Raw genomic sequence first — 23,413 nt, 5'->3', positions numbered from 1 at the left:
TTCGCTATCTGATCCGAGGATCAGCTCGCTTTCATCAAGCGCCCACACTTATCGGCTGTTAATTTTTAAAGAGCATTTCTGCGAGAAACTCCGTGTTTCCCAGCAGCGCTGCGTTTTCAGCAGCAGATAAGCGAGATTATGAACCGTGTTTCGCAGCTCGTCAACAACTTTCTGAACGACTTCGTTGCGACCGCGGGGCCCATCTTCCTGCGCCGCCGTGGCTCGCTACCACCGAACCTCTACAGCACCGCTTCCCTTCCTCCCGCGCCGCGTTTCCGTTAGCGCGAAAGAGGCGTGATTCTAAGCACCCGCCCCCATCCCCGCAAGCTCTTTGTGAAGAAAGTTTGAAAAGGCCTCCGTGCGCTGTCGCGCACGGAGGCCTTGGGCTCGACGGGCCGGAAAGGACAACGCGCGCCGCCCTCCAAAGATATGACGAACACCTCTCTTTCCTTCCGTATATAGAAAGAGGCGGAACGGGCGAGGAACCTGGCGCGGTCGAGTATCATGCCGCGACCGAACCACGCACTCATATCGATGATGGACAGCACGACTCAACCCGGCGACACCGACCTTCGCGACGAATATGCAGCCCTGCGCGAGCGTGCGATCCAGCTGGAACAACAAGTCCCGCCGCTTCTGCAACGCATCTCGGACATGTTGCCGCGCATCAGCGGCGAATCCGAACTCGCGGACACGTATCGCGAGCAGCTCGTCGGCGCGCGCAATGCGGCGCTGGTCTCGATCGAAAACTATCAGCAGGCGATTCCATTCCTGCAAACGGCCGACTCGATCATCGAGCAGCTGGACAAGGCGCCCGAGCGCGACGAAGACATCGAGTGGCGGGAGTCGCTGCTGCAACGGCTGGACGAACTGATCGACGTCGCGGTCGTGATGATCGACGATGCGGACAGCTACTTCGAGCACGCCCAAGCCTGCGACCTGTCCAGCGTGCCGAAATCCATCCTCGAGGATTAAGCAGGCTCAGCCGGAATCACGCGGTGCACGAGCTTCACGTCGTGCCCGCCGACAGCCGTTCTCATCCTCCCGCACGAAACGGCTTCCCCGCGATCGCCGCCTGGCCCGGAACCGCGCGTCGCCGCTACGGCGCATCCAGCACGATCGTCTGGCTCATCATCGGCACGCGGATATAACCGCCCGCCGCATCGCCATACGCATGCGCGTTGCCGTCGATCACGTATTGCGCCGTCAACGCACACAGGGCGGCGTCTCGCGCATCGACGGAACGCAGCGTCGACACATCGATCCCCAGCCGCTCCAGCAATTGCCGACGCTGGTTGCGCTTCTGCTTCGCCGACGCCACGGCCTTGCCCAGCATCGCGCAGGTGATCGCATACGGATAGGTTTCGAAACTCGCGCGCCCGCCCGCGTAGCGCGCGTCGGTCAGTAACGGATAGGCGTGCGCGAGTGCACGGTAGACGCGCTCGCCCATGAACATCCAGTCGAAGAAGCCCGACGTGCTCGCGATGGCCTGCTCCCGCGACGGCGTCGGAAAGCACGAGATCCGTTCGCGCGCGAGCGCCTGTTCGGCCGCGCGGCGGCCGCTCCCCGTCCACCACAGGCTCGGCGCGTCGACGCCGACGGCGATGACATCATGGGCGAGGCACAGTGAAGGCAGCGACTCGGGCGCGACCCGCGCTTCCTGGCAGACGATCGTCGAGCCACGCAGGATCACGAGATCGCACAGCTTCCTGTCGCCGCCGACGTCGACACCCGCCACCGCGGCCGGTTGCCGTGCGGCGGATCGGGCCGATCGCATGCGCGCGCCTCAGTCCGCCGGCCGTGCGGCGTACGCGGCATCGAAGATCGCCTCGAGACCGGGATGAACGCCGCGCATCGGATCGACGACCGACTTCGCCCAGTCGAAGTACGCCTGCTTGCGTTCGAGCGGCCAGTCCGCGGGCGGATGCCGGGCGATGTCGCGCAGGTTGCAGATCTTGTCGGCCAGCTTCACGAGCTTCGCGCGCCGGCTGATGGTGGCCGCGTGCTCGACCTGCAGACGCTTGCGCTCGTCCTTCGGCAGCGACTTGTCGTCGGTGACTTCCATCACGATGTCCGCCACGTCCTTGCCGAACAGCCGCAGCAACTCCTGCTCGGTCGTCTCCGTATCCTCGACCGTGTCGTGCAACACGGCCGCGACGATCACACGCTCGTCCTCGATGCCGGCCTCGTTGGCCAGCACGTCGGCGAGCGCGATCGGATGATTGATGTACGGCGACGCCTCTTCATCCTTGCGTCGCTGATTGCGATGCTTGTCCGCCGCGAACGCAATCGCGGCTACCAGCTTCTTCATATTCTCACCCCTCGTGTGGCCAGACCCGCGACCGTTGAACCGGCCGCGTGCGTTTCGGAACCGCTCATACTACCTGTACGCGACGCCCGTTCCCGTGCGCGGGCATCCCGACGCGCCCCGCATCACGCGCCGGCCGGCGCGCGCTGCAACTCGACCACGTTGACGCGCGCGCCGAATACGTCCCTCACGAGCGGCAACAGGTGGTCGTGGTGCGTCAGAAACAGCACCTGGGTACGCGTCGACAGATCGCGCAGCGCCGCGAGCCCCGCCTTCGCACGCGCATCGTCGAAATTGATGAACAGATCGTCGGCGACGAACGGCAGCGCCGTGCGGCTGCCGAGCTGCAACTCCAGCGCCGCGATCCGCAGCGCGAGGAACAGCTGATCGCGCGTCCCTTCGCTCAGCCCGGCGACCTCGACCGACGTTCCCCGCGTGCGCCGTGCATACAGCGCGGGCGGCGTCCGCTCGGTATCGACGGTCAGCTTCGCGAATTCACCCAGCGTGAGCACGGCGAAAATCTCGCCCGCGCGCCGAAGCATCGGCCCCTGCTTCTGGTCGCGGTAGCGATCCGTCGCCCACTTCAGCAAGCGGCTCGCCGTGGCCGCTTCCAGATACTGTTCGGCCGCGTCGCCCATCGCCGCCAGCGCCTCCTGCCGTTTCGACTCGGCGACGGCCGCGCTCGCCTGGCCGTCGATCGCGCCGAACGCCTGGTCGGCCACGACCTGCTGCTGCGCCAACTCGTTCAGCCGCTTGCCGATATCGGCCAGCGACTGCTTCACCGCTTCGAGATGCGCCGGCACGTCGGCAATGTCCTGTTCCGCCACCTCGGCCTCGACGGCGGACCGGGAAAGCCCGTCGCCGTCGCGCACCAGCGCGTCGTGCGCGGCATCGACCGCCTGCCGAAGCTGGCGCTGGCGATCCGAGCGCTCGGCCAGCGGCAGCGCCGCGTCGATCGACGCGACGCCGGCCAGTTGCAGCAGCGGCTGGATGCGCGCGTCGGCGCCCGCCACCGCGGCAGCCGCGTCCGCGACCTTGCCGTCGGCCTGCCGCACGGCCTCGTCGGCACGATCGATCGCACGGGCGATTTCCCTGGCGGCCGCGAGGCGCATCGTCAGCCGGCGCGCCACGTCCAGCCAGTCGCCGCTCGCCAGCCATTCCGGCGCGAGCGCTTCGGCAAGCCGCCGTGCGCCGGCCTCGAGCGCGTTCAGCTCCGCGCGGATCGCGGCAATCCGGTTGCGCGGCGCGTCTGCATCGGCCAGTTCGGCCGTCACCGTGTTCGCAAGCCCGAGCGCACCTTCCGCCGCGGCCAGCGTCGTCGCACTCGCGGACAGCTTCGCGTCGGCCAGTGCGTCGCGCCATTGCGCTTGCCACGCGTCGTAAGCCGCTTGCGCGTGATCGACCCGCGAACGCGCGGTCGCGCACCCGCGTTCGGCCTCCCGCGCACGATCGTCGAGGCTGTCCTTCTGCGCGGCCGCTTTCTCGGCCGACTGGACGAACGTCTCGGCGACGGCGACGAGCGCGACCAGGCCGTCCGACTCGCCGCCTCGCGATACCTTTAACAGCGCCGCACGCAGCGCGGCTTCCGCGCCGGCGCGGGCAGCGCGCATCGTGTCGAATTCACGGCGCTGCCGATCGAGATCGGCCTGTGCGGCGAACACCGCATCGCGCTTCGCGAGCCAGTCGCCCATCGCCGCCAGCGGCATGCCGGGCACCGCGGCCGCCGTCGCGAGCGCGGCCCATGCGTCACGTTGCGCGGCGAGCTCGCGCTCGCGTTCGTCCAGCGCGGCCTGCCTGCGTGCAACGCCGGCCCGCGCCGATTCGACCTGCTGGCGCAGCGACTGCAGCGTCGCCGCGGCCTGGGTCGCGCCGAGTTGCGCATCGACGAGCTCGTCGGCAAGGCGCATCGCGTCGTCGAGCGCCGGTGCGCCCGCGGCGAGCTCGACGGCGCCGCTGCGAATCTCGCCCCACGCGCCGTCGCGACGCGCACGCGCCGCCAGCACGTCGGCGGTCGTGACGACCTTGTGATTCTCCGCGAAATGCTTCTCCTGCAGTTCGAGCCGTTCGAGCTCTTCGAGCGCGCCATCCCGCGCGTCGCGCGCGGCAGCAGCCGCGCTGGCACGTTCGCTGTCTTCCTTGAGCAGCGCGCCGAGCCGCGCCGCCGACGGCACGTCGAGCGCACGCAGCGCATCGACCGGCATGCGCCACTGGCCGAGCGCGTCGAGCGCGCCGGCCAGCGTGCGTTCGGCGGCCGCGATTTCATGCGCCAGCGTCTGCTCGCGCGCGCCGCTGTTGCGAAAGCCCTGCGCATCGGCCAGCGCCGCGCGCAACGCCTCCGGCACGTCGACGGTCGACAGGCGCGCTTGTTGTTCCCGCACCTGCGCCAGCTCGCGTGTGCGCTCGTCGAGCGATTCGCGCGCGCCGGCGAGCGCCTGGTGCAGCGCGCCGTGTTCGCGCAGCAGGTTCGCGACGGTCTTCAGCGACAGCGCCGTGGGCAACGCGGCGCGCAGCGACGCTTCGTCCGCCGGCCAGCCGAGCTGCGCGGCCGCCGACAACGCGGCGGACAGGTGCCGCTCGACGTCCGCGCCGAGCAACAGCAGATCCTGCGCGTGATTCGTGCACGCGGCGCGCAGCCGATCGAGCGCCTCGATGTCGGCTTCGAGCGCCAGCGTGTCGGCGTCCGCGGCGATCGCATCGCGCGCCTGCTGCTTCGCGAGCAGGTCGGCCCGCCGCTCCTCGAGCACCTTCTGCTCGGCCGCGAGATCGCCCTGCGCCTTCAGCAGATCCGCATACGCGGTCGGCGGCAACTCGATCACCGCGCCCAGTTCGGCCAGCGCCGCATCCTTGACCGTCAGTTCCTTCAGGTACGGCGCGAGCCGCCGCACGCGTTCGAGCTTCGAGCGCAGCGCTTCGAGCCGGCGCTGTTCCGCCCGCGCCTGCTCGATCTGCTGCTCGACCGCTTCGCGCGCTTCCTTGCGATCGACCCAGTCGCGCGTGCGCACCTGGACCGCCTTCAGTTCAGCCACGGCTTCGTTGAATGCGGTTTCGGCCAGCGCAAACGCGCTGCCGCTGCGACGCGGCGCCCACAATTCGAGCGCGCGCGCGTCGAGCTCCTCGCGCACCGGCCCGAGGCTGCCGACGCCGGCAGCCGATTCGAACAGCACCTGGCCGAGCTTGTCCGATGCGTCGAGAATGCTGCGCCCGCCATCGACCAGCCGCCCGTGATCGAGCCCGAACATCTGCTCGAAGAATTCGCGCGTCGCGCCGTCGAGAATCGACGCCAGATAGTCGTCGGGCAGCTTGTCGTCGGCAGGCGTGCGCAACGGACTGCGCCCGCGCGCACGGTGGAACACGAATTCGCCCGCACCGCTCTCCAGCACGCCGCCGATCCGCAGTTCGGGCGTGCTGTGCAGGAAATCGAGCGGCGTCTGCAGCTTCATCCCGAACAGCAACTCGGACACGGCCGTGCGGATCGTCGACTTGCCGGCCTCGTTCGGCCCGACGATCACATGAAAATCCTCGCCGGCCGACGGGAAACGCAGCGTCTCGTCGGTGAACTTGCCGTACTTGATCAGATCGAGCTGGCGGATGCGCATCGCTTACTCCCCCCTCGCCAGCCGCGCGAGCAACGCGGGCCCGACCTGCTCGACCAGCGCCGTCAGTTCGCCCGCGCGCGCCAGCGTCAGCAACGGCACGTCCTCCTTCACGTCGCTGCGGACCTTGCCGACGAACGGCTTCAGGTCGCGTTCGAGCAGCGCGAGGAAATCCGGATCGTGCGCGGCGTCGGCCAGTATCTGCTTCAGGTCCTCCAGCGCTTCGAGCGGCTCGCTTTCGCCCGGCTGCCGATCGGCGACGGACGTCGCGAGCCGAACCTTCTCCAGCCACAGCCGCTCGTTGCCGATGATGCCGATCTGGTTCAGCACCTCCGCACGCAACTGCGGCGCGCGGCCGAAAAAGAGGCCGTGCGCGGGCGTGCGCCCGGTGACGGTGACGCGCACCGCGCGCGGCACGTGGCCGTCGACCGTCAACAGCGCCTCCAGCGACTGGCCGATCTTTCTCGACAGATCGGCCACCGACAGGCAATCGGACGCATCGACCGACACGGCTTCCCAGCGCAGCACGTCGAGATACAGACGCTCGACCTGCGTCCTGCCTGGCTCGACCGTCACGAGCACCGCGCCGCGCCGGCCCGTCTCGCGGATATGGCGCCCCTGCAGGTTGCCGGGAAACACGACGGTGGACGGGCCCGTCCATTGCTGGAATTCGTGCACGTGGCCGAGCGCCCAGTAGTCGTAACCCTTCGCGTGCAGTTCGGCCAGCGTGCAGGGCGCGTAGTTCGCATGCGCCGCATACCCTTCGAGCGCCGTGTGCAGCACGCCGATGTTGTAGTACCCGGGCACCGGGTCCGGATAGCCGATCGCGAGATTGTCGACGACGGCCTTGTCCTTGAAGCTCTGCCCGTGCAGCGCGACGTCGAATTCCGGCAGCGTGAAAGTCTCCGGCTTGCGGTGGCCGAACACGGTGACGTTGTCGGGCAGCGTCAGCTTCTTCGTCATCTCGCTTTCGGCATCGTGGTTGCCGCCGAGGACGAACGCGCGGATGCCGGCCTTGCGCAGGCGCCCCATCTGCTGGCCGAAGAAGATGCCCGTGTTGTGATCCTTCCAGTCGCCGTCGTACAAGTCGCCCGCGATCACGAGGAACGCGACTTCCTCTTCGATCGCACGATCCACGAGTTGCCGCAGCGCCTCGCGCGACGCGTTGCGCAACTGCGCGGCCGGCGCGTCGGGATACGCGCTCAGGCCGTGCAACGGGCTGTCAAGGTGAATGTCTGCCGCGTGGATGAACTTCACGAAGGTTCCTCTGTTTCATGGCGAAGGGGCGACGCCGCTCGCTCGGGCTCGCCCCGTCCATCGTCGTCCCGCCGGCCGCGGGGCCCGCCGCAACACATGCGACACATGCGGCGCGGCGGCCGGACCGGATCATGCCGCCCGTTGCAAGCGGGTCGGGATGGTACCTGAAAGCGGGTCGCGATATGCCGTTCCGCGTCGGTCCGGATGGTGGGCAAGCACGCGATACCGGCACGAACCGACATTGTGCCGCAGCACGGGCGGGCGACGGCAAAACCGCGCGCCGTGGAACGGGCCGCTCACGAAACGGTGGCCGCGCAATCGTGCGGTAGGGGCGATTGCGCTTCGGATCGTGTTTCGAGCGAAGCGAAACGGTAACGGCACGGCATGGAACGGGCGGCAGGAAAACCCACGGAATCGCCCGCGGGCAGCGCGATGCCCCGCGGGCGCCCGGCTACATGCCGTTACTCGCCGCGCGGAACGGGCGGCGGCGCATAGCCGTTGTCGTTGCCGGGAAACGGATTCGCATTGCGGCGCAGCGCGTCCTCGTCGTTTTCCTTCTGCGCGAACAGCGCGACGCCGATCACGCCGACGTTCGCGACATCACCGTACTTCGCGTTCGCGACATAGCTGTCGGGCACGGCCGCAAAGCGGAACGCGGCGACTTCGTCGCGGCTCTTGCGAAAGCCTTCGATCGTCAGCGTACGGCCCGGATACAGCACGTAGCCGCCGTTCGTATAGCTGCCCGGCCGCCCCGACCGCACATCGAGCCCGTCGACCGTCGACACGACTTCGAACGCGCGGTGCCCCTGGTTGCGCAACACGATCATATAGCGCGAGCCCTCGACGCCCGCCATGTGCCAGCGGCCGTTGCTGCGCGCGAGACGCAACGGCGCGCCCTTCTCGTCGGTAAACGACAACGCGATGTCGCCGTTCGCGAGCGCGACGCGGGTCGGCAGCCGGCGCACCTGCGACGCGGAAAGATGGCCGGGCAGCACGTCGTTGTAGTAGACCGACGCGAGATCCGTCGGATTCGCCGGATCCGCGCGTTCGAATTCGACCTGCCGGGTTTCGGATCGCACCGATTCGCCCCACGCGGTACCGAGCCCGCGGCGTTCGCCGGCGTCCGGTGCGGCGGCCGGCGCGGCGGCGCTGGAGGATGGCGCAGACGGCGGCGGGGCCGCGCAGGCGGCCAGCCAGAGCGCGCAGGCGAGCGCGAGCAGACGGAACAGGAGGGTCATGACGTGATGCCTCGGAATGTTATCGGACCGCGCCGGGCGGGCCGGAACGGCGTTTTCGTATCGTCTGTCGTCACGGTGTCGATCGGACATGCCGGCCCGTGCCGGCCGGCGCCGCCATCGCGGCGGCCGGCTGTCGGGGAGCCCTGCTATTTAAGCATGGCGCGCGGGCATTGGGCAGGGGGGGCGCCCCGATCCGGGGATGGATCGAATGCAATACTTCCCGGCACGCACCATTCGACGAGGATCGCTCGTCGCGGCCCGACGGCGCCGGCTTCAACTTATCGTCTTGCGCCCGGCCGCGCCGGCGAGCCGGCCGTCATGCGGTGGCCAGCCTTTCATGCGGGCGCTCGAGAAAACCGTCTTCGTAAAAGTAGTCGAAGAACGTACGCAACCAGTCGTTTGCCGGACGCAGGCTCGATGCGAGCACGTCACCCGCGAGCCGCTTCAGTTGGGTGACGTCGATCGGAAGAATGCGCCCGACCGTCGGATCCGCAACGGGGTTCAGTTTTCTGAGGACCGGGATCAGCATCGAAAGCGGATGCGCCGGGTCCTGCCGGACATGTTCCGCCAGCGCCGCGAGCCACGCGTCGTAGCTCATGCGTTCGATCGCGAACCCTTCGTCCTCGATGAAATCGACCAGTGCGTCGAGCGAGTTCCAGCGCGGGTTGATCACATGCACGCCCTGCCCCGCGGCGGTCGGGTCGAGCGACGCGCGTACGATGATCCGGCTGACAACGTCGACCGGAAGGATGTTGTCGAACCCGACGTCGCGCGGCGCCTTTCCAAACACGATGATGCCCTTGATCAATCGGCAGAACAGGTCGTCCAGGTTCATCCGCCCGCTCCCGGCGTGCCCGACGATCCGCGCCGGACGATATACCGTGACGGGAACGCCGCGCGCGTGCGCCTGCGCGAGCAATTGCTCGGCGACCCATTTGCTCTGTTCGTAGCCACTCGTCAGGTGTTCGTGGAACGGCACGGCGAGCGCTTCCGGCAACGCATCCGAATAACGGTCGAGCGTGCCGACGGTGGACACGTAGTGAATCGGCGCCACTCGATGCAGGCTCGCCAGCCTGACGATGTCCTGGGTCGCCAGCACGTTGACCTGCTTCAGCGTCGCGTACGGATAAACGAAGTTGACCAACGCCCCGTTGTGGTAGATCGCGTCGATTTCAGCGGCGAGCGCGTCGAATACCGCCGCCGACAAACCGAGGTTCGGCTCGGCAAGGTCACCCGGCACGGCGACGATCCGATCGCGGTGCCGCGCTTCCCACAAGCCATGCGACTGCATCGCGGCCTCGATGCGCCGTACGCCCGCCGCTGGCTCGTCGGCGCGAACCAGGCACATCACGCGTGCGTCGGTCGTCGCGAGCAGCGTATGAAGCAGGTGCACGCCCAGGAATCCCGTCGCGCCGGTGAGCAGCACCGTGCGATAAGGGCGCCACGAATACGGCTGCCGTGTCTCGATTGCCGGGTCGAGCCGGGCTTCACCCGGCAAATCGACGATCGCCGTATCGCGACGCACATTGCCGTTCGCGATACTGGCAGCCAGACCGGCGATCGTCGGCGCGGCGAGCAGCGTTTCCATGTCGATCGCATGCTGAAGCCGCTCGCCGATCTGATACAGCATCACGGTTGCCTGCAGCGAATCCCCGCCGAGATCGAAGTAATTGTCGTGAATGCCGATGCGTTGCTGCTTGAGCAACCCGCACCAGATTTCGTGAATCGCCGTTTCCACCATGTCGCGAGGCGCCGCATGGCGATCGTGCTTGCGCACCTCGACGTCGCCTGACAGGAGCCGGACGCGGTCGATCCTTCCTGTCGCGGAACGCGGCAAAGCGGCGAGCGCGACGATCGCGCCGGCCGACAGTGCCGGCACGCCGCGCTGTCCGGCCAGCCGGCGCGCGATGTCCGCGGCGTCGGCCGTCGCGTCCTGATGAAACAGCGCATAGTCCCATTCTCCGCTTTCGGCGATCCGCTCCACGAGCGCGACCTCGTCGACACCCGCGCGCCGTGCAATGTCGGCTTCGACATCCAGCCAGTCCGCCGTCCATTCCTCGGAACATGCGCTCCGGTCGGGCAGCCACGTATGACAGCCGCGCTCCGTCCGCCACGCGCCAAGCGTCGTGCGCAGCCAGGTACCGTCGCGCGTGACGGTCAGGCTGCCACGGTCCGGCTTGCCGTTGCGCAACATCAGATCGGGTACCGAATGCCCCGAGACGACGAGCGTACCGAGCGCGTCCGTACCGGCCCGGTTCAGATGGGTGTCGGCGACGAACACCGATTCATCCGCGGACACCACGCCCGATTCGAAGCGATCGAATTCGTCGGCCGATGAAACCGCATGCGGAAGCGACCACGCAGGCCAGCACAATTGCCGGAAGCGTTGCGCGCGGGGCGCGAGCTCGGCGAGTCGCGCGGCGTCCGCACGCGTCAGCGAGCGTGCGTCGGCCATGATCCAGTCGGTGCGAAGCGCGCCGGCCGACAGGGCGGAGGATGCGCGGACGATGTGACGCGTCGCCTCCGGACTCAGGACGATACCGTGCCAGTGCGCATCCGGAGACGCCGCTCGCGGCAGAAACGCGGGATCGCCGGCGCTTGCGAGCTGATGCACCGACAATCCGGCGCTCAGCGCGCCCAGTACCGCCCACAACGCCGTATGGGACAGCGGCCCCTCGCCCAACGCGACATCGCGCGACGTGCCGCCCGGTAACGTCCGTTCGAACGCGCGCGCGGCTTCGATCAGTCGTGCGTGCGTATAACGGATGACGCGCCAGTCGCCATCGACATCGCGCCGCAGCAACGAACAGGCGCCCTGCCCCGGATCCGAATGATCGTCGCGCGTACCGTCGATTTGCCCGTACATCGGATCGTGTTCGTCGAAGACGTAACACATGACACCGGTCAACGGCGTATGCTGCGCGGTCGTCACGCAGCTTCGCAGCGGTTCCGGCGACCAACCGCCATCGACGACCGCATCGAACGCGGACGACGGCAGGTTCGGGTCGGTCATCACGCAATCGACGCCATACGTCAGCCCGGACAGCAGCAACACCAGCCCGGAGACGGGGTCGTCGCATGCGATCAGCACGCGCTCGCCCGGCCGATAGCCGAAACGCCGCCATTGGCGAACGGCGCGCTGCACGCGATCGGCGATCATTCCATAGGTGACGCCGTGCGCGCCGACCGGCGAATGGCGGGCGTCCAGCCGGGAAAAGGCGATTTGGTCCGGCGCGCGAGCGGCATGCGCGGCAATCCGCGCCGACAACGTCGCGCCGCCGATCGACGCATGTTCGGACGCGTCGGACGCCCTGCCGGCCCCCGTCGACGATCCTGCATCGAGCACGAGATCGCCCACTTTGCGCGGGGTCGCGCCGACCAGCATTTGAAGTAGCCCGCGGTATTGCGCAGCCATGCGCTCAATGAACGCCGCATCGAATCGGGCCGTATCGTAGGTCAACTGGAACGTCAGCGTATCCGTCGGCAATACGACGAGCGCCAATGCGTAACTCGTTTCCTCGACGGCACGCGGGTCGTCGATCCGCCACCCGCAACTCGCGGCGAGCCGATCGAACGCATCGCGGCCCGGGTAATTTTCGAATACGTAGAGCGTGTCGAAGAGCGATTGCTGGCGCGGCACTTCGCTGCATTTCAATACGTCGGTGAGTGCGCTGTGCGCATGCTGTTCCAGCCGTTGCGTATCGGCCTGCAAGCGTCGCAACCAGTCGGCCATATCGAGCTCGCCGTCGAGCGTCGCGCGCCACGGAAGCGTGTTGATGAACAAGCCGGCCATGCGTTCGATGCCGTCCACCTCCGCGGCACGCCCCGATACGACGATGCCGCCGACGACGTCGTTGCAGCCGCCGTAGCGCGCGAGCAGCATCGCCCACGCCCCCTGGCACAGCGTATTGAGCGTCACGCGGGCGACGCGGCATGCCCGGCCGGCCGTCTCCATCCATTCGGCCGGCATCGTCTCGACCCGCGTCGAGCGCGTGCGGCGCGCCTCGGCGCCGGCTGCGGCATCGCTTGCCGGCGCCGGAAATACCGACGGCGCGAATCCCGCCGGCGTGCGATAGCCGCGCAACAGATCGCGCCAATAGTCGAGCGAACCGTCGCCATCCCGTGTGCGCAGCCACGCAACGTAGTCGCGATAGTCGCGCGCGATCGCTGGAAGCGGTGCGTCGGGGCGTGAATAACGCTGAAAGACCTCGCCGAGCAGCAAGGGCATCGACCAGCCGTCGAGGATCGCGTGGTGATAGGTCCAGAGGAATCGATGCCGCTCGCGACCGAGCTGGATCAGCGTGACGCGCATCAGCGGCGCGACGCTGAAATCGAAGCCGCGCGCACGATCGCTTGCCAGCAACTGTTCGAATCGCTCGGCTTGCTCGTCGGCCGCCCGATCGCGCCAGTCGATCACCTCGAACGGCAATCCGACCGTATGCCGGACGACCTGCAACGGTTGCTCTTCATGCAGGCGAATGAACAACGTCTTGAGTGTGTCGTGGCGATGCACGACCGTCTCCCACGCGCCGTGGAATCGCTCGAGGTCCAGCGAGCCGTGCAACACGCAGGAAAATTGCTCGACGTAGACGCCGGAGGCCGGATCGAGTCGCGAATGGTGGAGCATGCCTCGCTGAAGAGGCGTGAGCGGGTAAATCGTGTCGACGTTTCGGGTCATCCTGAGTTCCTGTTGCGGTCATGCTCGACGAACGCGCGGTATCGCGCGCCGCCTCGTTCAGCGCTCGAGTGCGTCGATTTCATTCAACAGCGCGTCAAGCGCATCCTGATCGACATCGAGTTGAGGAACGTCGTCGGGTGTCAGGCCGCCCGCTCCGTCGGCGCTGCAATGACGAATCAGCGTCGTCAGCGCCTCCTCGACGCGGCACATGAGGCAGCCGATGCTCTCGTCGACGCCCGGCACCCCGAAGAAGCCGGCCTCCACGGTCAGCCTGCCACGCGACACGTACGCGACGATGTCCAGCAGGTGCGTGCGCCGCTGGCGCGGGCTGCGGATGCCGGGCGCCGGTTCGGGCGGCCCGCCGTACAACGGCGACGACGGCCCCGACAATTGCTCCAGTTGACCGAGGTAGGTAAACAGGATCGGCGCCCGCGGAAACGACGTCAGCGCCTCGTCGCCAGCCTGCGGCTTCGTGTCGAGATAGCGGAGCACGCCATAGCTCGCGCCCTTGCGCGGCACCTCGCGCAGTCGTGCCTTGACCGACTTGATGAGCGTCGACGGATCCGCGACCGTAGCCGGCGTGTCGATCAGTACCGGATAGATCGACGTGAACCAGCCGATCGTGCGGCTCAGGTCGACCGCGTCGCCGAGTGCGTCCCGGCCGTGCCCCTCGACGTCCACCAGCAGCGCGTCGCAGCCGCTCCATGCATGAAAGCCCGCGTGCAGCGCGGCAATGAGCAGATCGTTGGCGTCGGTTCCATAGGCACGCGGCGCCGTGGTTCGGAACGCGTGCGTCAGATCCGCATCGAGCGTGATCGCGCAACTGAGCGACGATTCCTGATAAGCATGCTGAACGATCGAGGTCAGCCCGTGACGCATCAGCGCGACTCGCTTCGGCCCGGCCAGCACGTCGCGCACCCGTGCGTTCACGCTTCGCCAGTAGCGACGATCGTCGTCGAGCGCATCGCCCTGCGCCAGGGCAAGCCACTGGTCGACCCATGCCTTCACGGAGGTCGTCTTCGGCGGCAACGCCGCCGCCGTGCGGGCACGCAGCCGCAGATAGCAATCGGCCAGATCCTGCAGCAGGATGCTCCAGGACACGCCGTCGATCGCCATGTGATGGACGACGATCAGTAGCCGGCTGCTCGACACGCCGGTGCTTTCGAGCCACCTGACCGCCATGAGCCGGCCGCCCTCGAGGTCGAGGCCGCTCTGCGCCGCGTCGATCGCCGCGCGCCACGTGCGTTCGCAATGCCGGCCGGCCGAGTCGATACACGGAACGATCGCAAAATCGACGGTCTCGGCGCCGCTGTCGCCGGCAAACGCGTGCCGCATCCCGTCGCCGTGCGCGACGAAACGCGAGCGCAGCACGTCGTGATGGCGCACGACGACGCGGAGCGCCTCGGCCATGATGTTCGCGTCGGGCGTCTCCCCGAGCGGAACGAGCAGCGCTTGGTTGAAGTGCGACCGATCGACGTCGACGCGCTCGACGAACCATTGCGCCGCCGGACCGAGCACCGTCTCGCCATGCACGGGCCCCTGATCGACGTCGAGACCCGGCGTCTCGCGCACCACCGTCGCCAGACCCGCCACGGTCGTATGCAGGAAGATGTCCTGCGGCTTCAAGTACATGCCGTCGAGCGCGGCCCGCGATACGATGACCGCGGCGAGAATCGAATCGCCGCCCAATTCGAAGAAGTCCTGATCGACGCCGACCGAAGGCTGGCCGAGAACGTCGGCCCAGATCGTGGCGAGTTTGCGTTCGATGTCGGTCGACGCGCTACGGTCGGCCCGCTCGCGCGCGCGAGGCGGCGGAAGCACGCTTGCATCGAGTGCGCCGCCCGCGTCGAGCGGCAGCCGGTCGAGCACCATGATCGCGTCAGGGTGCATCGAATCCGGCAACGCATGCTTCAATGCCGAACGAACCGCGTTTTCGAGTGCATGCGCATCCGCGTGGCCATCATCCGCGACGAGATAGGCGACCAGCATTTCCTGTGTGTCCTGAACGACGCACGCGCATGCGACGGCGGCCACGCCGGGGACCGCGGAGATGGCCTGCTCGACAGTGCCGATCGCGATAGGCACGGGCCGGTGATGCGCGACCCGTAGCGAAGGATCCGCGCACAGCAGGGCGTCGCCGCGGCGGACGACCGGCACGCCGGTGGGTATCAGCATCCGGTCCGGTGGCGCGGTTTCGACTGAAGCTCCCCCAACCGACGCGCGGACGGACGCGCCGTCGAAGAAATGCAGTGTTCCGGCCTGACGATCGTCGGCGAACGTACCGGACGCGCCGAGCGCGAACGCAATGCGCCCCGGATACGACGGCGCCAGCAATTGCCAGCCTGCCGGCCCCGCCGCGAACGCGCACAGCGCCGAACCGGCGTCCGCGCACCGCACCGGGACGAAGTACGCCGCTGTGGGTGCCCGGCTGGTTGCGGCGAACGACGTCAACGGGTGCGGATGCTCGCCGTAAGCCACGAGCGCGCGTGCTCGCCCGATGCCGGCAACATCGGCACGCTGCAACAGAAGCGACGGCAGGATGAGCGACGGGCCGTCCGCGAGCAAGCGGTCGAGTTCGGCGTACGCGATCTTCGCGACCGCCGGATCGCCGGAAGCAAGCGCTTCGATCGACGCCCGCCCGGACAGTCGCGCCGCGCCGCCGACCACCACGGCCCGGGCCAGCGCCGCTGCCGACAGCCCGCCATGCGCGCCATGCGGAACGAGCACCGTTGCGTGGGCGTCGAGATGGAGCAATTGACCGACATAGTCGAGCAGCGGCTCGACCGCCGACGCTTCGCCCGCGGCAACGCCGTCGCCACGCGCGGCGACATCGCGCTCATGCACCACGTCGATCGCGTCGATCTCCCACCCGGACCAGCCGTCGCCACGCCCGCGGCACACGGCGTCGGCCGTGTCGCCCGACACGGTATGGCACGCGCCGACGGCGCGGATGGCGAGCAACGCGACCGCGCGCTCGGCAACACTGCGCATCCGGAGCTCGACGCGCTTGCCGACACCGATCCCGGCGGCATCCAGTTGTGCACGAACGGCGCGCACGGCATCGCGAATCTCACCGTGGCGGATCGCGCGATCGTCGAATTGCCAGACCACGCGCGATGCATCCTGCGTCATATCGGATTCGGCGCAACCCACGCGGCCGACGAACGCATCGGCCGCGGCAATGCGGTTTCGCGCATCGTCGACAGGCTCGGCCGCGAGCGCGTACTGGTGCAAAGGACGGCTCGCGTCGGCCACCACCTGTCCCACGAGGTGCGCATACTGGCTCGCGAATCGCTCGATCGTTCCGATGTCGAACAGATCCGTATTGAACGTCCAGGCGGTCAGATAGTCGTCGCCGAGATCCTGCACGTTGAGCGTCAGGTCGTGTGTCGCGCCACGCGTACCGGTGCTCGATGCGGCGAGGCGTTCGCGATAGAACGGCGCGCCGCTGCCGCCTTCGGCCGCGAAATCGCCGCGAGCCTGGTTCCAGTTGTACATCACCTGGTAGATCGGCGATCGGCTCGGATCGCGCGCCGGACGCAGTGCATCGACCAGCAGCGGAAACGGATAATCCTGGTGATCGAGCACGCGCAGCATCATGTCGCGCGTGCGTCGCAGCAGCGCGTCGAACGAATCGTCGGGCCGGACTTCGCACGCGAGCACGACCGTGTTCACGAAATGACCGACCACGCTTTCGCTGCCCGGCGCATTGCGCCCGGAAGTCGGTGCGCCGATCATCAATCGCGCCTGCCCGGTATGAAGGTGAAGATGCAGTTGGTAGACCGCGAGCAGCAGCATGTACGGTGTCACCCGCAGCAGCCTGGCCGTGTCGCGCACCTGATGCGAAAGCGCCACTCCGAGCGGCCGGTCGTAGACGCGGCCATGCTCGGTTTTGCGCGGCGGGCGCAACCGGTCGGTCGCCAGGCTCAACACCGGAAATCCGTGTGCCAGCTCACGCCGCCAGAACGCCGCGAGATGCTCGCCGTCCGCCCCGTCGAGCCGCGCGCGCTCGTGTTCGACACAATCCTTGTACTGCACCGGCAGCGGCGGCAATTTCAGCGGCTCCCCCGCGCAGGCGAGCCGGTAAAGCGCGCGCAGCTCGTTGAGCAGGATCTCGAGCGACCAGAAATCGGCGGCGATGTGGTGAACGTTCAACAGCAGCACCACGCGAATCGCGTCGGCGCCGTCGTGCTCGTTCAGCAGCAGCTTGAGGCGGATCGGCGACTGCGTCAGGTCGAACGGGCGATTCGATTCTTCGTCGATCCACCGGCGGATGGCGGCTTCGTCGGCCACGAACACGCGATCGACCGAGAACTGGGCGCGCGCTTGCGACCCTACCTGCTGACGCGGCTCGCCGTCGATCACGCGGTACGCGGTGCGCAGGATCGGGTGGCGTGCGATCAGATAGTCGACGCAGCGGCGCAGCGTGGATAGGTCGACGTCGTCGTCGAGGCGCGTTGCGTATGTCACGTTGTATGCCGCGCTGTCGGGATTGAGCTGATGCAGCGACCAGAGCGACTTCTGCGCAAACGAAAGCGGGTAGGTGCCCGCCGTTCCCGCAAACTGCTCGAGCAGCGCGATGAGCGTCGCCTTGTGGGTCTTCAGCTCGTCGACGAGCGAAGGTGTCACGGCGCCCTTCGGCGCCTTGTATTGCAGCTTGCCGTCCTGGGTCCACAGCTCGATTCCGCGCCCGGCCAGTTCGTTGATGAATTCGATCGAGCTCACAGCTCTCCTCCTTCCATTTCCACGCCGAACGTCGCTTCTGCCGACACCACGTCGATCCGGTCCGCGGCGCGCGGCGGCGATGGGCCATCGAGCGCCCGCGGCTCGCCGCGATCGAGCGTCGCCACGATGGTGCGCACGACGTCGTCGATGGTCGCGCCTTCGAGCAATCGTCCGAACGGGACGTCGACGCCCAGCTCGCCGCGCAATGCATTGCGGAATTCCGCGGCCATCAGCGAATCGAGCCCGAGCTCGATCAGCGGGATATCCGGCGCGATCCGCTCGGTCGACGTATGCAGGGTCGCGGCGATCGCATCGGTCAGGTATCCGCGCAGCACCTGCATGCGCGCGTCGTCCGGCAACCCCGCCATGCGCTCGCGCAAGTCGGGGCCGGCACCGGCCGGGCGATTCGCCGGCGGCGCCGGCGGCACGAGCGCGGACAACAGCGTCCCCATCGCCCGGCTCGGGCTGCGCTTGATCAACGTATCGACGTCCACGCTCCAGATCTGCGTCTGCCCGTCGGGCTCGGCCACCAGCGTGTCGAACAGGCGCAAGGCGACGTCCGGCTCGATCGGCTCGAGGCCGAACGATGCGATGCGGCGCAGTTGCCGCGCGTCGAGCTGATCGACCATCCCGTTGCCGCCCCACAGGCCCCAGTTCATCGTGTGTCCGGGCAGGCCGTCCTGGTTGCGCAACGCCGTCAGCGCGTCCACGTAGGCGTTCGCGGCGGCGTACGCACATTGTCCCGGCGAGCCGATGCAGGCCACGATCGACGAAAACGACACGAAGTGCCGCAGCGGCAGATGCGCGGTCGCGCGATGCAGATTCAACGTTCCCGCGACTTTCGGCGCGAGCACCTTCAATACGTCGGTCATCGGCTGGGTGGCAAGCAGGCCGTCATCCAGCATGCCCGCCGCATGCAGGACGCCCACGAGCGGATGCGCGGAATCCACCTCGAGCGCATGGACGAGCGCGTGCACGTCGGCGGCCGCGGCAACGTCGGCCGCCACGAATTCGACGATCGTGCCGTGCGCATCGGCGATCGAGGCCAGCCGTGCGCGTTCGCTGTCGGCGGGCAACTGACGGCTGGCCGACACGATCTTCGGCACGCCGTTGCGGATCAACTGCTCGATCACCCGCGTGCCGATCGCACCGCGCCCGCCCGTCACCAGATAGGCGCCGCGCGCGAGCGATTGCGCCGCGCCGGCGTCGCGTGCGACGAGCCGCGGGACGTATACGGCGTCGCCATGCGACACGAACTGCGTCTCGCCGCTCTGCGCGGCGCCCGCCAGCGCAGCCAGCGCGCTCGCGCACGACGTCGCATCCGGCGCCGGCAGATCGACCGCCAACACCGGCATGTCGCCGCTCTCGTGCATCAGGCTGCGGGCGATGCCCCAGGCGGCCGCCTGAAACGGCGACACGCGCACGTCGATACCCGGCACGCGCTGCGCCGCCTGGGTCACGATGCATACGGTCGGCGGGCCCTCCGGCCAGCCGGCCGACTGCACTTCGCGCCAGACGTTCGCGAAGCGCCGGTAAGCCGCGCCGACAGCGGCGAGCTCGTCTTCCGATGTCGCATCGTCGATTGACGGCCACGTGTAGAGCAGCACGGTGGGTCGCGCATCCAGGCCTGCGAGCGCCTCGTCGAGCGCGGCGCGAATGCGCCGGGCGCCGTCCTCTCCATCGAACGGGTCGTTGGCCGGCAGCGCCGCGATCGCACATGCGTCGCCGGCGCCTTCACATGCACGCGGCAGCATCGCATCCAGCGCGGAACCGTTGCCGATCAGCACGACGTTCGCGCGTGCGCCGGCCGCTTCATGCGTGAGCGCAAGCGGGCGCCAGACGAGCGTGTTCAGCGCGACAGGCCGCGCGGCCGGTTGAAATCGGCGCGGGTCGACGGCCATCAGCCGCAGTCCGGAGACGACGGCGACGCAGCAGCCCGCGTCGTCGTATAACCAGAGATCCGCGGTGGCCAGGCTTCGCTTCACCCGGGCTCGCACCGCGCACCACGCCGCCCGCACGCCGGGCATCGGCAAGCAGGCGATCCGTTCGATGCCGATCGGCACGAAGGCGGTGTTCAGCTCCGCATCCCACAGCGCGCCCGCGACGGCCTGAAACGCATTGTCGAGCAGCGCCGGATGAACGATGCGGACGAGGTCGTCCGTGCCATCCGGCTCCATGTCGATTCGGACCAGCGCCGCATCGCCGCCTCGCGACAGCGCGCGAATCGAGCGAAACGCGCCGCCATACGCGAGGCCGGTCGCATGCAAGCGCGCGTAGAAGCCGTCGACGGGCAACGCGTCGCGGCATTGCGCGCGCCATGCGTCGAGCGCCGGCACGTCGGGGACGACGTGCGCCGTCCCGATCCGCGCGGCGCATTGCAGCGTCCATTCGGGCTCGGCGGCGGCCGTGTCGTGACACGCATGAATGTCGATCCGCGCGCCTTCGTCGCCCGGCTGTTCGGCACCGGCCGCGTGCACGACGGTGCCGAATGTCACCGCCTTGCCCGGCTCCAGCGTGAGCGCGTGATCGAACGACACCGCTTGCGCGACGAGCCAGCGGCCGGCCGCGGATGCCGCGTCGGCGCCATCGCGTCGCGATGCGGCATCGAGCAGCGCCTCGACGAACCCTGCCGCCGGGAAAACGAGTTGCCCGTGCACCCGGTGCCCGCCCAGAAACGGCAGATGCCGATCGGACACCTGGCTCTCGTAGCGACGCGGGTCCGATCCCGGGATCGCGAGGCGCCGGCCCAGCACGCCGCGATCGGCGGCCCGACGCAGGTCGGCCGCGCGCGTCAGCACGTGCGCCCGCTGCGCCGGCTCCCGCGCATTCACCCAGTAACGGGATGCTTCGAGCGGGTACGGCGGCAGCACGCCGCGGCGCGCGGCCTGCCGCATCGGCACACCGGTGCGGGAGTGCTCGTATGCGTGCCAGTCGACACGACGGCCGCACATGTAGACATGGCCCAATGCGCGCAACAACTGCTCGGTCTCGCGCCCGTCGCTGTTCATCGACGGCAGCGCGATCACGTTGTCACGGTCTGCCCGCTCCGCCATGCATGCGGTGACGAGGCTCGAAAGCGTCTTGCCGGGCCCGATCTCGACGAGCGTCGTCACCTTGTCGTCGAGGAGCGCGCCGACACCCGCGCGGAAGGCCACCGTGGCCCGGACATGCTCGACCCAGTACGCGGGGTCGCACAGGCGCTCGACCTCGAATCGCCCCGTCACGTTGGACACGATCGGAATCGCCGGCGCGCGATACCGCACGGTCGCGGCGACCGCGCCGAATTCGGCCAGCATCGGCTCCATCAGCGGCGAATGGAATGCGCGCGATGCCGCCAGCGCCTTCGTCGCGATGCCGCGCGACGCGAACAGCCGCGCGATCGATTCGATGGCGTCCGGGTCGCCCGACACCAGCACGCTCTCCGGTGCGTTGTCCGCGGCGATCGCGACCCGTCCGGGGTAGTCGCGCACGGCATCGGCGACGTGACGCACGCTGGCGAACACCGCGAGCGCGCGGCCCGGCGCGGTGAGCGTATCCATCAAGCGCCCGCGCGCCGCCACGAGGCGGCAGCCGTCCTCGATCGAGAACACGCCGGCGATGCACGCAGCCGCGTACTCGCCGATGCTGTGGCCCATCACGACGTCGGGCACGACGCCCCAGTGCATCCACAAGCGCGCGAGCGCGACTTCGAGCGCGAACATCGCGGGCTGCGTGTGACGCGTATCGTCTATCCGGTCCTGATGGTCGCCCCACAGCACATCCGCGAGCGACAGTTCTCCTTGCGCCTCGATATGACCGTCGCACGCGTCGAATACGTCTCGAAACGGCGCGAAGTCCCGATAGAGCTGCCGAGCCATCCCGGCGCGCTGCGCGCCCTGGCCGGTAAACAGGAACGCAAGGCGGTCGCGCGCGCCGCCGGGCTGCCCGCCCAAGACGGCCGTGGCCCGCGCCGCGTCCGACAGCGCATCGAGCAGCGCGTCGCGAGAATCCGCGACGATCGCCACGCGATGCCGATGACTGTCGCGCGCGACGCGCAGCGCGCTGGCGACCGCGTCGGGCGCCAACGATGCGTGTGCCCGCACGTGCGCCGCGCAGTCTTCGATGGTCTGCTTCAGCATCGGCGCCGTGTGTGCGGACAACGGCCAGATGTCGTGACGCGCGTGCCCGGCTGGCGCGACGTCCGCATCGGGTTCCGCAGCGCGCGCCTCCTCCCACGCCTCGACGATCAGATGCGCGTTCGTGCCGCTCATGCCGAACGAGCTGATCGCCGCCACGCGCCGGCCCGGTCGCGACGACGGCCATGCCGCATGCTCGGTCGCGACGCGAATGCGGTTGGCATGCCAGTCGACGTGCGCGGTCGGCGTATCGAAATGCAGGTGCCGCGGCAGTTCGCCCTTTTGCAGCGCGCAAACGACCTTCATCAGCCCGGCGACCGCGGCGGCCGACTCGAGGTGCCCGATATTCGTCTTGATGCTGCCGACGTACAGGTCGCCGCTGCGATTCGCATCTCGGCAGTACACGTCCTCGAGCGCACGCAGCTCGATCGGATCGCCGAGCGGCGTGCCGGTGCCGTGCGCCTCGACGTAGTCGACGTCGGCCGGCGATACGCCGGCGTGCTCGAGCGCCTCGCGGATCACGTCGCGTTGCGCACGGCCGTTCGGCGCCGTCATCCCGTTGCTGCGCCCGTCGTGATTGACGGCGGAGCCGCGGATCACCGCCCGGATCGGCCTGCCCTGCGCGCGCGCATCGGACAGCCGCATCAGCGTGACGACGCCGCAGCCTTCGCCGCGCACGTAGCCGTCGGCGGCCGCGTCGAAGGTCCGGCAGCGACCGCTCGGCGACAGCGCCTGAAGCTCGCTCAGCGCGATCGTCATCTCCGGCGACAGCATCAGGTTGACGCCGCCCGCGAATGCGACATCGGACTCGCGGGTGCGCAGGCTGTGGCACGCCAGATGAACGGCGACGAGCGACGACGAGCACGCGGTGTCGAGATGCAGCGCCGGGCCATGAAATCCGAACAGATAGGAAATGCGTCCGGCCGCGAAGGGCCGCGCGGTCCCGAGCGACGTCTGCGCATAGCTGAGCGCGTCGCCCGACACGCTCTCGCTGACACGCGCGTAGTCGTCGACCGACGAGCCGACGAACACGCCGGTTCGGTACGACGCGATCGTTTCTCGCGAAAAGCCGGCGTCCTCGAGTGCACGCCACGTGCATTCGAGCAGCAGCCGCTGCTGCGGATCGATGTGCGGGGCCTCGCGCTCCGACACGCCGAAGAATCCCGCATCGAAACGATCGACGTCGTCGATGAACCCGCCATGCCTGCTGTAGCTCGTGTCGCGACGGCCCGGCCGCGGATCGTAGACCGCATCGGTCCATCGGTCGGCCGGCACGGGGCCGACGGCGTCGGTGCCGGCCGCGAGCATCGACCAGAGCGCGTCGGCGGAATCCGCGCCGCCGGGCAGGCGGCAGCCCATGCCGACGATGGCGATCGGCTCGTTCATCGCGCTGCGCGCCTGCGCCAGTTCGCGTTGCAGCGCGTCTATCTTCAGCAGCGCCTGCTTCACGGGGGTAAGGGGCGCGGCAGGCGCCCGATTGGACTCGATCATGTGTACAA

At 68.5% G+C, this 23,413-nt stretch carries 9 protein-coding genes; 1 reads left to right on the top strand and 8 read right to left on the bottom strand.

Going from position 1 to position 23,413, the window contains the following annotated elements:
* The first annotated feature begins 537 nt into the window (after positions 1 to 537).
* Positions 538 to 975 (top strand): ATPase, encoded by a 438-nt coding sequence (locus LGN10_RS31715; protein ID WP_226226106.1) that lies wholly within the window; start codon positions 538 to 540, stop codon positions 973 to 975.
* A 124-nt stretch (positions 976 to 1,099) separates the two neighbouring features.
* Here LGN10_RS31715 and LGN10_RS31710 read toward each other — a convergent pair whose 3' ends face one another.
* The 8 genes from LGN10_RS31710 to LGN10_RS31675 form a co-directional block, all read right to left on the bottom strand.
* Entirely contained in the window at positions 1,100 to 1,777 is a 678-nt protein-coding gene (locus LGN10_RS31710) for a DUF429 domain-containing protein (RefSeq protein ID WP_226226104.1), read from the bottom strand.
* Between the two features lie 9 nt (positions 1,778 to 1,786).
* Positions 1,787 to 2,311 carry an HD domain-containing protein gene (locus LGN10_RS31705; RefSeq protein ID WP_059583821.1) on the bottom strand — a complete coding sequence of 175 codons (525 nt, stop codon included), beginning with the start codon at positions 2,309 to 2,311 and terminating at the stop codon, positions 1,787 to 1,789.
* Positions 2,312 to 2,433: 122 nt separating this feature from the next.
* Positions 2,434 to 5,904 carry an ATP-binding protein gene (locus LGN10_RS31700; protein ID WP_226226103.1) on the bottom strand — a complete coding sequence of 1,157 codons (3,471 nt, stop codon included), beginning with the start codon at positions 5,902 to 5,904 and terminating at the stop codon, positions 2,434 to 2,436.
* A gap of 3 nt (positions 5,905 to 5,907) precedes the next feature.
* On the bottom strand, positions 5,908 to 7,158 hold the full coding sequence (locus tag LGN10_RS31695) for a metallophosphoesterase family protein (RefSeq protein ID WP_226226102.1): 1,251 nt from the start codon (positions 7,156 to 7,158) through the stop codon (positions 5,908 to 5,910).
* Positions 7,159 to 7,619: 461 nt separating this feature from the next.
* The gene (locus tag LGN10_RS31690; RefSeq protein ID WP_226226101.1) at positions 7,620 to 8,396 is read right to left on the bottom strand and encodes a hypothetical protein; all 777 of its coding nucleotides are present in this window, start codon (positions 8,394 to 8,396) and stop codon (positions 7,620 to 7,622) included.
* Between the two features lie 316 nt (positions 8,397 to 8,712).
* Complete coding sequence (locus LGN10_RS31685; protein ID WP_226226100.1) at positions 8,713 to 13,074, bottom strand: thioester reductase domain-containing protein; 4,362 nt, start codon at positions 13,072 to 13,074, stop codon at positions 8,713 to 8,715.
* Between the two features lie 57 nt (positions 13,075 to 13,131).
* Positions 13,132 to 17,799 carry a condensation domain-containing protein gene (locus tag LGN10_RS33775; RefSeq protein ID WP_226226099.1) on the bottom strand — a complete coding sequence of 1,556 codons (4,668 nt, stop codon included), beginning with the start codon at positions 17,797 to 17,799 and terminating at the stop codon, positions 13,132 to 13,134.
* Entirely contained in the window at positions 17,796 to 23,405 is a 5,610-nt protein-coding gene (locus LGN10_RS31675) for a type I polyketide synthase (RefSeq protein ID WP_226226098.1), read from the bottom strand. The genes LGN10_RS33775 and LGN10_RS31675 overlap by 4 nt, the downstream gene beginning before the upstream one ends.
* Between the last annotated feature and the right edge of the window lie 8 nt (positions 23,406 to 23,413).

The sequence above is a fragment of the Burkholderia sp. AU32262 genome (genome assembly GCF_020419985.1).
Lineage (GTDB): Bacteria > Pseudomonadota > Gammaproteobacteria > Burkholderiales > Burkholderiaceae > Burkholderia > Burkholderia semiarida.
The sequence above is the reverse complement of the archived record's forward strand: the minus strand, read 5'-3'. Positions and strand labels throughout refer to the sequence as shown.

Coding starts and splice junctions, on each gene's coding strand:
- LGN10_RS31675 (WP_226226098.1), bottom strand. CDS start 23,405: ATGATCGAGTCCAATCGGGCGCCTGCCGCGCCCCTTACCCCCGTGAAG.
- LGN10_RS31690 (WP_226226101.1), bottom strand. CDS start 8,396: ATGACCCTCCTGTTCCGTCTGCTCGCGCTCGCCTGCGCGCTCTGGCTG.
- LGN10_RS31700 (WP_226226103.1), bottom strand. CDS start 5,904: ATGCGCATCCGCCAGCTCGATCTGATCAAGTACGGCAAGTTCACCGAC.
- LGN10_RS31715 (WP_226226106.1), top strand. CDS start 538: ATGGACAGCACGACTCAACCCGGCGACACCGACCTTCGCGACGAATAT.
- LGN10_RS31705 (WP_059583821.1), bottom strand. CDS start 2,311: ATGAAGAAGCTGGTAGCCGCGATTGCGTTCGCGGCGGACAAGCATCGC.
- LGN10_RS31685 (WP_226226100.1), bottom strand. CDS start 13,074: ATGACCCGAAACGTCGACACGATTTACCCGCTCACGCCTCTTCAGCGA.
- LGN10_RS31710 (WP_226226104.1), bottom strand. CDS start 1,777: ATGCGATCGGCCCGATCCGCCGCACGGCAACCGGCCGCGGTGGCGGGT.